Annotated in this window: 9 protein-coding genes and 4 tRNA genes; 3 read left to right on the top strand and 10 right to left on the bottom strand. The window is 68.8% G+C overall.

Annotation, left to right across the window (positions count from 1 at the left end; all coding sequences use genetic code 11):
* Positions 1 to 17: 17 nt before the first annotated feature.
* Positions 18 to 1,115 (top strand): phosphoribosylformylglycinamidine cyclo-ligase, encoded by a 1,098-nt coding sequence (gene purM / locus ACIBK0_RS22710; RefSeq protein WP_399082730.1) that lies wholly within the window; start codon positions 18 to 20, stop codon positions 1,113 to 1,115.
* 124 nt (positions 1,116 to 1,239) lie between these two features.
* On the opposite strand, the gene ACIBK0_RS22705 is transcribed toward purM, so the two are convergent.
* Both ACIBK0_RS22705 and ACIBK0_RS22700 read right to left on the bottom strand, forming a co-directional pair.
* On the bottom strand, positions 1,240 to 1,494 hold the full coding sequence (locus tag ACIBK0_RS22705; RefSeq protein WP_005315345.1) for a DUF3073 domain-containing protein: 255 nt from the start codon (positions 1,492 to 1,494) through the stop codon (positions 1,240 to 1,242).
* 281 nt (positions 1,495 to 1,775) lie between these two features.
* Positions 1,776 to 2,861, bottom strand: coding sequence for a Leu/Phe/Val dehydrogenase (locus ACIBK0_RS22700; protein WP_399082726.1), 1,086 nt, complete (start codon positions 2,859 to 2,861; stop codon positions 1,776 to 1,778).
* A gap of 222 nt (positions 2,862 to 3,083) precedes the next feature.
* Between ACIBK0_RS22700 and ACIBK0_RS22695 the strand changes: the two genes are divergently transcribed.
* Together ACIBK0_RS22695 and bldC are read left to right on the top strand one after the other, a co-directional pair.
* Entirely contained in the window at positions 3,084 to 3,932 is an 849-nt protein-coding gene (locus tag ACIBK0_RS22695) for a hypothetical protein (protein WP_399082723.1), read from the top strand.
* A gap of 557 nt (positions 3,933 to 4,489) precedes the next feature.
* Positions 4,490 to 4,696, top strand: a complete 207-nt coding sequence (gene bldC, locus ACIBK0_RS22690) for a developmental transcriptional regulator BldC (RefSeq protein ID WP_003949541.1) — start codon at positions 4,490 to 4,492, stop codon at positions 4,694 to 4,696.
* A gap of 468 nt (positions 4,697 to 5,164) precedes the next feature.
* Here the strand turns inward: bldC and ACIBK0_RS22685 are convergent, their stop codons facing one another.
* The 8 genes from ACIBK0_RS22685 to ACIBK0_RS22650 all read right to left on the bottom strand — a co-directional run bounded on the left by ACIBK0_RS22685 (position 5,165) and on the right by ACIBK0_RS22650 (position 12,391).
* Positions 5,165 to 5,356, bottom strand: coding sequence for a DUF6274 family protein (locus ACIBK0_RS22685; RefSeq protein ID WP_399082720.1), 192 nt, complete (start codon positions 5,354 to 5,356; stop codon positions 5,165 to 5,167).
* A 304-nt stretch (positions 5,357 to 5,660) separates the two neighbouring features.
* Positions 5,661 to 5,735: transfer RNA gene (locus ACIBK0_RS22680), tRNA-Asp, on the bottom strand.
* A 95-nt stretch (positions 5,736 to 5,830) separates the two neighbouring features.
* Positions 5,831 to 9,811, bottom strand: coding sequence for an ATP-dependent RNA helicase HrpA (gene hrpA, locus ACIBK0_RS22675; protein ID WP_399082716.1), 3,981 nt, complete (start codon positions 9,809 to 9,811; stop codon positions 5,831 to 5,833).
* An 85-nt stretch (positions 9,812 to 9,896) separates the two neighbouring features.
* The gene (locus tag ACIBK0_RS22670; protein ID WP_399082713.1) at positions 9,897 to 10,184 is read right to left on the bottom strand and encodes a hypothetical protein; all 288 of its coding nucleotides are present in this window, start codon (positions 10,182 to 10,184) and stop codon (positions 9,897 to 9,899) included.
* 248 nt (positions 10,185 to 10,432) lie between these two features.
* Positions 10,433 to 10,506, bottom strand: a tRNA-Phe gene (locus tag ACIBK0_RS22665).
* 24 nt (positions 10,507 to 10,530) lie between these two features.
* A tRNA-Asp gene (locus ACIBK0_RS22660) sits at positions 10,531 to 10,605 on the bottom strand.
* A gap of 49 nt (positions 10,606 to 10,654) precedes the next feature.
* Positions 10,655 to 10,727: transfer RNA gene (locus ACIBK0_RS22655), tRNA-Glu, on the bottom strand.
* A gap of 80 nt (positions 10,728 to 10,807) precedes the next feature.
* Positions 10,808 to 12,391, bottom strand: a complete 1,584-nt coding sequence (locus ACIBK0_RS22650) for a metallophosphoesterase (RefSeq protein WP_399083249.1) — start codon at positions 12,389 to 12,391, stop codon at positions 10,808 to 10,810.
* Positions 12,392 to 12,462: the final 71 nt, after the last annotated feature.

Raw genomic sequence — 12,462 nt, 5'->3', positions numbered from 1 at the left:
CCGAAAGATCCCAGGCAATGTCTGCTGTTTCTGATCAGTCGACTGCGTCGACGGGCACCCCCGGTGCTTCCTACGCGGCTGCCGGCGTCGACATCGAAGCGGGCGACCGCGCCGTAGAGCTGATGAAGGAGTGGGTGAAGAAGACGCAGCGCCCCGAGGTCCTCGGTGGCCTCGGCGGCTTCGCCGGCCTCTTCGACGCCTCCGCCCTCAAGCGCTACGAGCGCCCGCTGCTCGCCTCCGCGACCGACGGCGTGGGTACCAAGGTCGACCTCGCCCGGCAGCTCGGCGTGTACGACACCATCGGCCACGACCTGGTCGCGATGGTCATGGACGACATCGTGGTGTGCGGCGCCGAGCCGCTCTTCATGACCGACTACATCTGCGTCGGCAAGGTCCACCCGGAGCGCGTCGCGGCCATCGTGAAGGGCATCGCCGAGGGGTGTGTGCTCGCGGGGTGCGCCCTGGTGGGCGGCGAGACGGCGGAGCACCCGGGTCTGCTCGGTCCGGACGACTTCGACGTCGCGGGGGCGGGCACCGGTGTGGTCGAGGCCGACCAGCTGCTCGGCTCGGATCGTATCCGTAAGGGTGACGCGGTGATCGCCATGGCGGCCTCCGGTCTTCACTCGAACGGGTACTCGCTCGTCCGGCATGTCCTGTTCGACCGGGCGAACCTGCGCCTGGACCAGCACGTCGAGGAGTTCGGCCGCACGCTCGGCGAAGAGCTCCTGGAGCCCACCAAGATCTACTCGCTGGACTGCCTGGCGCTGACCCGGACCACCGAGGTGCACGCGTTCAGCCACATCACCGGCGGGGGGCTCGCGGCCAACCTGGCCCGCGTCATCCCGGACGACCTGCATGCCATCGTCGACCGTGAGACCTGGACCCCGGCCCCGGTCTTCGACCTCGTCGGCAGGACCGGCGACGTCGAGCGCCTGGAGCTGGAGAAGACGCTGAACATGGGCGTGGGCATGATCGCGATCGTCCCCGAGGAGTCTGCGGGCGTGGCACTGGCCACCCTCGCGGACCGCGGGGTGGACGCCTGGATCGCCGGTGAGATCACCGAGCGCGGCGAACACGAGACGGGCGCGGCGCTCATCGGGGACTACGCCGGCTAGTCAGTGATCCCGTCCGGGGCGGTGCCCCGGACGGGCAGCTGACGGCGCCGGACGGCATCTGACGGCAGCGCAAAACCCGGTCCGGCGCGTATCCGCCCCGGACCGGGTGAAGCTTGCTGGACAGTCAAGCGCCGCGACGCTGCTGTGACGACGGACCGGACTCGTCGTCCTCGTCCTCGTCGTCGTTGTACAGATCCGCGTACTGGGCGTACGGGTCGTCTTCCTCGTCGTCGTCCTCGAACGGCTCGCCATTCGGCGGCTGGCTCGAAGTCGAAGCGCCCAGCTCGTTGGCCAGACGCGACAGGTCAGTCCCGCCGCTGTTGTACTTCAGCTGGCGGGCGACCTTCGTCTGCTTGGCCTTGGCCCGGCCGCGCCCCATGGCTCGACCCCCTCGGTGACGGGGCTCGACGGCCCCAGAGTCTTGACACGCGTTCATGATCTGGAACGGGCTCTCCGCGGAGAGACCGGTCCGTAGGGCTTCCACGGTACCTGAGCCCACGCCCATACGGTACGTCGCCCGCAGGACGCGCGTGTGCGCAGAACCCGCGAGGAGCCCCGTCCTCGCTGGTCAACCGCGATTTTAACCTCTTCTTGGCCGACGACCCGCCGACAGACGTGAGAGTTCTCTCTAACTACCGTCGGCGGGTACCCGTCACACGGTCAGCGACGCCGGGCCTCCGCCATCCGCTGCTCGGCGATCCGGTCGGCCGCGGCGGCCGGCGGAATGCCGTCTTCCTTCGCACGTGCGAAGATGCCCAGCGTGGTGTCGAAGATCTTGGCGGCCTTCGCCTTGCACCGGTCGAAGTCGAAGCCGTGCAGTTCGTCGGCGACCTGGATGACACCGCCCGCGTTCACCACGTAGTCGGGGGCGTAGAGAATCCCGCGGTCCGCGAGGTCCTTCTCGACGCCCGGGTGCGCGAGCTGGTTGTTGGCGGCGCCGCACACGATCCTCGCGGTGAGGACGGGCACGGAGTCGTCGTTGAGCGCCCCGCCCAGCGCGCACGGGGCGTAGATGTCGAGGCCCTCGGTGCGGATGAGTGCCTCGGTGTCCGCGACGGCCGTGACACCGGCCGGGTGCCTGTCCAGAATCCGGCGCACCGACTCCTCGCGTACGTCCGTGATCACGACCTCGGCGCCGTCCTCCAGCAGGTGCTGCACCAGGTGGTGGCCCACCTTGCCGACGCCGGCGATGCCGACCTTGCGGCCGCGCAGCGTCGGGTCGCCCCACATGTGCTGGGCGGAGGCCCGCATGCCCTGGAAGACACCGAAGGCGGTGAGGACGGAAGAGTCCCCGGCGCCGCCGTTCTCGGGCGAGCGGCCCGTGGTCCAGCGGCACTCGCGCGCCACGACGTCCATGTCGGCCACATACGTGCCGACGTCGCACGCGGTGACGTACCGGCCGCCCAGCGAGGCCACGAACCGGCCGTACGCGAGGAGCAGCGCCTCGGACTTGATCTGCTCCGGGTCGCCGATGATCACGGCCTTGCCGCCGCCGTGGTCGAGACCGGCCATGGCGTTCTTGTACGACATGCCGCGCGAGAGGTTGAGGGCGTCGGCGACGGCCTCCTCCTCGCTCCTGTACGGGTAGAAGCGCGTACCGCCGAGGGCCGGGCCCAGTGCGGTGGAGTGAATGGCGATGACGGCCTTGAGGCCGCTGGCGCGGTCCTGGCAGAGCACGACTTGCTCATGCCCCCCCTGGTCCGAATGGAACAGGGTGTGCAGGACGCCGTCGGTTACGTCGGTCACTGTGGTGACTCCCAGGTAATAAGCGGCGGTTGGGTGCCGGGCCCGTGCGGATGGCGGGCGCCGTGGGCATGAGACTAGAGCCTGCGCCCACCCGCCTTCGGTGCAGTGTTCAGGATCACCTACCGGCGGAGTACAGCCGTGGTTCGATTTGCATAGATTTCTCGTGAGGTTGTGAGCGGTTTCCGCTGGTTTTCCTGGTGGCCAACGGGGGAGGGAGCAGGCGTGCCCAAGGTGTCCTCGGTGATCGTCCCGTACGCGTCGTATCTGCGCGTGTATGAACCGCTGGCCGCCTTCCCGGAGCCGGAGCGGGGCCACTGGGCGCGCTATGCCCGCCGCGCGGAGCGCCCCTCGTACCAGGATGAACTGCGCCGCTCGCTGGCCGACTTGCTGCCCACCCCGCCGATCCCGGTGCCGGTACAGGAGAGCGGCGACGCCTTCGTGGCGGAGGTCGACGGGGTGCTCTGTGTCTGCCCCTGGCGCACCCGGCTGCGCGGCTGGCAGGCCCTGGGCGAGCTGGCCGAGGAGCTGCCGGCGCCCGTCCTCGACGCGGTGCTGCCGCCGTGGGTACGCCGCCAGGCCGCCCTGGACTACGAGCGCTGGATGGCCCGCAACCCCGACGCCCGTCCGTGGATCCGTACCTCCACCTGGCAGGTGCCGCTGAACTGGTTCGTGCTCGTCTCCGACGAGGAGCGGGAGTACGAGAAGGGGGCGGGGCCCGGCGGCGCCGAGCCGGTGCTGCGCTACCGGACGCCGATGGTGCAGGCCCGGCGGCGCACGGCGCGGGCCCTGAAGACGCTGAAGGACACCCTCGACGAGGGACCGCTCATCGACGGTCTGGTGGACGTGGGGCGCTGGCTGGAGGAGTTCCATCCGCGCTCGCTGGTCGAGCTGGACTACGGCGGGCTCGTGCACGTGCTGCCGGCCGGGCACCTCGAGGGCGACCATTCGGCCGCGGACGTCGCCGAGGGCATCGAGGCGCTGCGCGGCGGGGACGGCGTCGCGGCGGGCGAGGCGTACGGGCGGCTCGTGGAGCGGTGGCGTTCGGTCAGGGACCGGCGCTCGGCCAACTGAGACCTCCGAGGCGTGTGGGTCGTGTGATCTGCTTCTCACTGGTTTGCCTCGAACTGGCGTATGGTCCTCCCACGCTGAAGAACCCTCACTCCGGGACGTAGGTCCTGATCCGGGCTTTCGTCTCAAGCGGTGTCAAGGCGGTGCCAAGCGTGATGGACGGCACTTACCTGGCTCTTGCGCCGCTTGCCCCTCCTCGTGCCAAAATAGGACAAGGAGTCCGGGGGAAGGCTCCATCCATCCATTTATGGGTGGAATCTCAGCATTGCACGCTATGGGGGGTCTGATGACTCCTGATCGCCCTGTGACTGATCGTCACAGTGGCGTGACTGTCCGCTATGGCATGGTCCATCGGCTTCCGTCGCTGATGAACACCTGGGAGGGCAATTCCATCGGTTTGGCCGACGCGGCTGGACAGATGGTGTAGTTGTAGTGCCGAGGACAAGCCGTTCGTCCTATAACCGACTCGACTCGCGTCCGCCATTTCGGGCAACGCGGGTCAAGGTGCAGAATTTAGAGGAAAGAACCGAGAAGGTTCGGTTCTCCCGAGGAGGCCGCTCATGACCGCTCGCACCCCTGATGCCGAGCCGCTGCTGACCCCGGCTGAGGTCGCCACGATGTTCCGCGTCGACCCCAAGACGGTCACGCGGTGGGCGAAGGCCGGCAAGCTTACGTCCATCCGCACGCTCGGCGGGCACCGCCGCTACCGCGAGGCTGAGGTCCGCGCACTGCTCGCGGGTATCCCGCAGCAGCGCAGCGAGGCCTGAACAACTCCATAACCGGGCAATTCGGTAGGTCCCCCAACCCGCCGAGGCGCCCGAACCACAGCTCCAAGCGACGCGGGTCCTGCCCCAACAGAACCCACGCCCAAGCTTCTTTGGTACGTGACAAGGGTGCGTCGTAGATCGCGCTGGACTCCGCCGGGTCCAGCGCGATCTTTTTTGTGCCCTGTTCGTGCCCGGAGGGCCGGCCTGTGAGCGGCCTTGTCGGAGTCTGGGGAGGGGTGTCGTATCTCCTTTGGGCGTCCCCGGAAGAGGGTGCAATTGCACATATTAAATTGACCAGTTGTAGGTGGGGTGTAAGTTCCGCGGTTCTGAAAACTTATGCGGTGACACCCGTCACATGTCGCAGTCCTTGTTGCTCACGGGGCTTCTGCGCTAAGGGAGTTGAGGCCGCGCGCAGACGGACGCACCTCCGGACTCCCACCGTCCGCTGAGCGGGTCCGCCGCCTCTGGTCACGCCTTGGAGGGGCTTTCGCCCTCGCGGGCGCTCTCGGGGTCCTCCTCGCCCCGTGCAGCGGGCTCCATGGCCAGCCGCAGGAGCTGGTGGCAGATCGGGCAGTGCCGCGTCAGGTGGCGGTACCCGGAGGCGGCCGACAGGTGGGCGCGGAGCAGAGCTCGCGTCTCGTGCCTAGCGGTCGCCGCCATACGCACCTCCGAGGGGTCGAGGGGCCCTGGTTTCTGGGTACCGGCGGAATGTGACGCCGTCAAGGCGGCGGGGGGCCGGCGGGCGGGTTTGTTTCGCCTCTGCCGCCGCTGAAGGGGCGCGGGGAACTGCGCGACGAGCCCCCCGGCCCGCACCAAGGGAACAACCCGGGGGTCTGGGGGCGGAGCCCCCGGCACGGGACGGGTGGGGGCGGCGGGGGCGAAGAAAGACACCCCTGCGTCGGCCCCGGCGGCGCATACGACAAGGGCCCCGCATCCGAGAAGGATGCGGGGCCCTTGTTCACTGCGGTCCTGACGGGATTTGAACCCGCGGCCTCCACCTTGACAGGGTGGCGAGCACTCCAAACTGCTCCACAGGACCATGTTTCGCAGCAGCTGATTCCTGCGCTGTGCTGCGAGAAGAGACTGTACAGGAGGGTGGCCCCGGGGTCGAACTCACCCAACGTACAGAAGCGGTTACGGGACAGCCGCGTCGATCGCCTTCACGATGCGCTTGTCCGAGACGGGGTACGCCGTACCGAGCGCGTGCGCGAAGTAACTGACCCGGAGCTCCTCGATCATCCAGCGGATGTCCAGGACCGACGAGGGGATCGGCCGACCCTGCGGCAGCTGCTCCAGGAGCCAGGCGTACTCGTCCTGCATCTCGTGGACCTTCTCCATGCGCGTGGTGTCCCGCTGGACGCTGGTCGGCATCTGCTGCAGCCGGCGGTCGGCGGCGACCAGGTAGCGCATCAGGTCCGGAAGCCGGCGCAGCCCGGTCGCCGTGACGAAGCCGGGCTTCACGAGGGCGTCCAGCTGCGTCCGCACGTCCGTGAGGTTCGCCAGCAGCGTCGGGCTCTTGATGGCCTTCAGACGGCGCTCACAGGCCTGCCAGGCGGCCAGCACCTGCTGCACCTGGCCCACCGTACGGACTGTCGCGTCGACGATCTCGGCACGCACCTTGTCGTACAGCTTCCGGTACGACTCCTCGTCCCACGCGGGGCCCCCGAAGTCCCCGATCAGCTTGTCCGCGGCCGCCATCGCGCAGTCGTCGAAGAGGGCCTGGATCGAGCCGTGCGGGTTGGCGGACAGGGCGAGCTTCTGGGCGTTGGTGAGTTTGTCCGAGGCGAACTTGCCCGGGTTCACCGGGATGTTGCGCAGGATCAGCCGGCGCGTGCCCTTCCACATGGCCTGCGCCTGCTCGGCCTCCGTGTCGAAGAGCCGCACGGAGACGGTGTCGCCGTCGTCGACCAGCGCCGGGTACGCCTTGACCGGCTGGCCGGCGCGACGGGTCTCGAAGAGGCGCGTCAGTGAACCGATCGTCCAGTCCGCCAGCCCCGTACGTTCCAGGGACTCGCCGCCCGCGCGTTCCGCGGTCGCCGCCGCGGCCTGCGAGATCGCCTTGCGCGCCTTCGGCTTCAGCCGGAGCTGCAGCACCTGAAGGTCCTTGTCCTCGGCGAGCTTGCGGCGCCGCTCGTCGACGATCCGGAAGGTGATCTTGAGGTGGTCGGGGACCCGGGACCAGTCGAAGTCGTCGGCCGTGAGGGGGACGCCGACCATGCGCTTCAGGTCGCGGGCCATCGTCGTGGTCAGCGGCTCCTGGAGGGGCACGGCCCGCTCCAGGAACCTCTGCGCGAAGTTCGGGGCAGGGACGTAATTCCGGCGGATCGGCTTCGGGAGGGACCGGATGAGCTCGGTGACGACCTCTTCCCGCAGGCCCGGGATCTGCCAGTCGAAGCCCTCGTCCGTGACCTGGTTGAGCACCTGGAGCGGGATGTGGACGGTCACGCCGTCCGCGTCCGCGCCCGGCTCGAACTGGTAGGTCACCCGGAACTTCAGCCGTCCCTGGCGCCAGGAGTCGGGGTAGTCGTCCTTCGTGACCGCCCCGGCTTTCTCGTTGATGAGCATCGAGCGCTCGAAGTCGAGGAAGACGGGCTCCTCGTGGCGCTTGTGCTTCCACCAGGAGTCGAAGTGCGCCCCGGACACGACGTGCTCGGGCACACGCTGGTCGTAGAAGTCGTAGAGCGTCTCGTCGTCGACCAGGATGTCCCGGCGCCGCGCGCGGTGTTCCAACTCCTCGACCTCGATGAGGAGTTTGCGGTTGTCGGCGAAGAACTTGTGGTGCGTACGCCAGTCGCCCTCGACGAGCGCGTTGCGGATGAACAGCTCGCGGGAGGTCTCGGGATCGATCCGGCCGTAGTTGACCTTCCGCTGGGCGACGATCGGTACGCCGTACAGCGTGACCTTCTCGTACGCCATCACCGCGGCCTGGTCCTTCTCCCAGTGCGGTTCGCTGTACGTGCGCTTCAGCAGGTGTCCGGCCAGGGGCTCGACCCACTCGGGCTCGATCCTGGCGTTGACGCGGGCCCAGAGACGGGAGGTCTCGACGAGCTCGGCGGACATCACGAAGCGCGGGGGCTTCTTGAAGAGGGCGGAGCCCGGGAAGATCGCGAACTTCGCGTTCCGCGCGCCCAGGTACTCGTTCTTCGCTGTGTTTCTCCCGCCTTCCCCTCCGGCCTCCTTCACGTCCTTCATGCCGACGTGGGAAAGAAGGCCGGCGAGCAGGGAGACGTGGACGCTCTGGTCGGCCGCGGAAGTACCCGCCGACGGCTCCTCCAGATGCATGCCCATCTGCTTGGCGACCGTGCGGAGCTGGGAGTAGATGTCCTGCCATTCGCGAATGCGCAGGAAGTTCAGGTACTCCTGCTTGCACATGCGGCGGAACGCGGACGAGCCCCGCTCCTTCTGCTGCTCGCGGACGTACCGCCACAGGTTCAGGAACGCGAGGAAGTCGGACGACTCGTCCTTGAAGCGGGCGTGCTGCTGATCCGCCTGCGTCTGCTTGTCGGCCGGGCGCTCGCGCGGGTCCTGGATGGAGAGCGCGGCCGCGATCACCATGACCTCGCGCACACAGCCGTTCTTGTCGGCCTCCAGGACCATCCGGGCGAGCCGTGGGTCCACGGGCAGCTGGGCCAGCTTGCGGCCGGTCTGCGTGAGCCGCTTGCGCGGGTCCTTTTCCGTCGGATCCAACGCGCCGAGTTCCTGGAGGAGTTGGACGCCGTCACGGATGTTGCGGTGGTCCGGCGGGTCGATGAACGGGAACTTCTCGATCTCGCCGAGGCCGGCCGCGGTCATCTGGAGGATGACGCTCGCCAGGTTCGTACGGAGGATCTCCGCGTCCGTGAACTCCGGGCGGGCGAGGAAGTCGTCCTCGGAGTAGAGCCGGATGCAGATGCCGTCGGACGTACGGCCGCAGCGGCCCTTGCGCTGGTTGGCGCTCGCCTGCGAGACCGGCTCGATGGGCAGCCGCTGGACCTTGGTGCGGTGGCTGTAGCGGGAGATCCGGGCGGTGCCCGGGTCGATGACGTACTTGATGCCGGGGACGGTGAGCGAGGTCTCGGCGACGTTGGTCGCCAGAACGATCCTGCGTCCGGTGTGCGGCTGGAAGACACGGTGCTGCTCGGCGTGCGAGAGGCGGGCGTAGAGGGGGAGGACCTCGGTGAACCGGTAGTTCTTCTTGGTCAGCGCGTCGGCGGTGTCGCGGATCTCCCGCTCGCCGGAGAGGAAGACGAGGATGTCGCCCTTGCCTTCCCCCTGCAGCTCCTCCACGGCGTCGCAGATCGCGGTGATCTGGTCGCGGTCGGCGTCGTCGCCGTCCTCTTCGAGGAGGGGGCGGTAGCGGACCTCGACGGGGTACGTGCGCCCGCTGACCTCGACGATCGGAGCGTCGCCGAAGTGCCGGGAGAAGCGCTCGGGGTCGATGGTCGCGGAGGTGATGACGACCTTGAGATCCGGACGCTTCGGGAGCAGCTGGGCGAGGTAGCCCAGCAGGAAGTCGATGTTGAGGGACCGCTCGTGGGCCTCGTCGATGATGATCGTGTCGTACGCGCGCAGCTCGCGGTCGGTCTGGATCTCGGCGAGCAGGATGCCGTCCGTCATCAGCTTGACGAAGGTGCCGTCCTGGTTCACCTGGTCGGTGAAGCGGACCTTCCAGCCGACGGCTTCGCCGAGCGGCGTGTCCAGCTCCTCGGCGACGCGCTCGGCGACGGTACGGGCGGCGATACGACGGGGCTGGGTGTGCCCGATCATGCCGCGGACGCCGCGCCCCAGCTCGAGACAGATCTTGGGGATCTGGGTGGTCTTACCGGACCCGGTCTCACCGGCGACGATGACGACCTGGTGGTCGCGTATGGCCTCCGCGATCTGGTCCTTTTTCTGGCTGACCGGGAGCTGCTCGGGATACGTGACGGCGGGTACGCGGGTACGGCGCTCGGCCATGCGGAGCTCGCCCTTGGCGACCTCCGCATCGATCTCGGCGAGCACGGCGGAGCGGGCCTCGGGCTTGCGGATCTTGCGCGCGCCTTCGAGCCTGCGCCCGAGCCGGTGCGCGTCGCGCAGGGACAGCTCGGCCAGACGGGGGGCGAGATCGCCGAGGGCGGGGGCAGGATGCGTAGACATACGCGGTCCAGGATCTCACCTCGCCGAAATTCCTGGCGAACGCTTTTGCGCCCGGCGGCTCCGGCTCGGGGCGTGCGACCTTCGGTCAGGTCTGGTCGCGGGGGGATGTGTCGCGCTGCGACATGGCCTTCGCGGTGTTGGAAACGGCCTTGATACCGAGATATGCGGTGGTCATCGTGCTGACAGCCGTGAAAGCGGCGCTGATGACGCCGAGGGCGACCGACTTGTCGCCGTTCAGCTGCCACACGGCTACCCCGGCGATCGCCGCGATCACGACATTGCTCAGCCCGACGGCTATCAGCCCGAAGAGTGCACGGTCCCGCTCCAGCCTCAGCTCGCCCGTGACCTTCGACTCACCCGCGGCCGGCGCCACGGCTCCCGAACCGCCGTGCGACTCGGCTCCTGACCCGCCTTGCGACTCGGCTTCCGATCCGCCTTGCGATGCGGTTTTCGACTCATCAGGGCTGGTCGTCATGGTCCCCCCACCAGTAAGCGCTGCTTCGGCCAGGCCGAACGTAGCGCCGTGCCGGGGACATGCCAAGTTGAGTCGGAGGGTGGTGATGTCCATCGGGTTCCAGGCACGACGAAGGCCCCGTCCGTATGGACGGGGCCTTCGGGTTGTGGCTGGGGCCGGGGTCGAACCGGCGACCTATCGCTTTTCAGGCGATCGCTCGTACCAACTGAGCTACCCAGCCACGAAGTCCCTTACGGAACTTCAGCGGTCCTGACGGGATTTGAACCCGCGGCCTCCACCTTGACAGGGTGGCGAGCACTCCAAACTGCTCCACAGGACCAAGCTGTTGTGTGCGAACAAGCGAAACCAGTGTCGCACACCGTTCTGCGTGCCCCCAACGGGATTCGAACCCGTGCTACCGCCTTGAAAGGGCGGCGTCCTAGGCCGCTAGACGATGAGGGCTATCGGCCCGCCTGGGCGCTTCTCAGCGCGTCGGGGACGTGAGAAGCATATGGGATGGCGGGAGGTATCGCCAAAACGGTTTACGGGGTGGTTCCGGCGGGGGTGGGGGACCGGGTCGCGGGCAGGCCGGCCCCCGGCTGGTTCTCCTTCGGCAGGTGGCGGCTGACCTCGGCGGTTGTCAGGCCCAGACCGCCCAGCTTGATCTCGTCCCAGGCCTGCAGGCGGCGGGTGTCGCGGTCCACGTAGAGGATCGAGGCCTCGATGGGGTCGGGGTACTTGCCTTCGACGGCGCGCAGGCCGCTGCCGCCCGTCGAGCCTTCGACGCGCAGGCGGGTGCCGTACTTCATGACCTCCATCTCCTCGTGGTGGAGGTGGCCCGCCAGCACCATCGGGACCTCGCCGTCCGTCCCGCGTGCCGCCGACGGCTCGTGGGCGATGGCGATGTCCACGGGGGTGCCCGCCACCCGCTGGTCGTGCAGCGCCGACGCCAGGCGGGCGCCCGCGAGCTCCTCCGCCGGGTTGCCGCCCGGGGTGACGGCGCGATCGGGGGTGAACTGCGGATCGCCGATGCCCGCGAAGCGCAGTCCCGCGACCGTGACCGCCCGGCCGTCGTCCAGGACGCGCACGTTCTTCATGCGCTCCAGGTAGCGCTGGGTGAGGCGGGAGTCGTGGTTGCCGCGGACCCAGACGTACGGGGCTCCGAGGTCCGCGATGGGGTCCAGGAAGCCGTTCTCGGCCGCGGTGCCGTGGTCCATCGTGTCGCCGGAGTCGACGATCACGTTGATGTCGTACTGCTTCACGAGCGAGGCGATGATCTTCCAGCTCGCAGGGTTGAGGTGGATGTCCGAGACGTGCAGCACCCGGATCGTGGACGGGTCGGGCTGGTACGTCGGGAGCGTGGACGTGACGTCGTACAGCTTCGTCACGTTCGTCACCAGGCGCGCCAACTCCTTCTGGTAGACGTCGAATTCACTGACGATGCTGCGGGCGTTGCCGACCAGGGAGGGTGCCGAGGAGAGGAGCCCGGAGAATTTCGGCTCCAGGACCGAGTTCGGGTTCCAGGTGGCGAACGCCGTCGCTCCGGACGCGGCCAGCAGGGTGAGAGCCAGGCCGCCCGCGGCGAGGGCGCGGCGCGGGCGGCGGTAGACCGCGAGCCCGAGTGCGGTGGCGCCGGAGACGACCGCGATGCAGGACCGTACGGCCAGGTCGAGGGTGCCGTGTTCGACGTCGTGCGCGACCTCGTCCTGGAGGCCGGACAATCGCTCCGGGTGGTCTACCAGCGCCTGGGCGCGCACCGGGTCGAGCTGGTCGACGTCCACGTCGAGGCGGATCGGGGCTTCGTGGCTGCGCAGCTCCAGTGCGCCGAGCGGGGAGACGTTGATCTTCGTGCCGCCGGCGAGCGAGGGGCGCAGGGTCATGGTGGTGTTCATGGGCCCGACCGGGACGCGTACGTTCCCCACGATCAGCAGGCCCAGCCAGGCGCCGAGGAGGACGACGCAGAGCAGGCCGAGCGCGCGGGGGTAGGGGTGCGGCTGGGGGACGAGCTCGACCGCGGGGAGCGCGCGGCGGTCGCGGTAGCGGCGGGTCAGGGGACGGGCCGCCGTCCGGGCGCGGCTTCGAATGCGGTGCGCGGCGGCGGTTACGGCAGCGGGGACGCGGGCCATTGGTCCCGTATGCCCAAGTGTGCGGGCGGGTATGCGGCGCGCGTGCCCGCTGTCGGGCGGGTGCCGTGACT

The organism is Streptomyces sp. NPDC050564 (genome assembly GCF_044457265.1).
In the GTDB taxonomy this organism is placed as follows: Bacteria; Actinomycetota; Actinomycetes; order Streptomycetales; family Streptomycetaceae; genus Streptomyces.
Note: the sequence above shows the minus strand (reverse complement) of the source record. Positions and strands in the feature narration are given on the sequence as shown.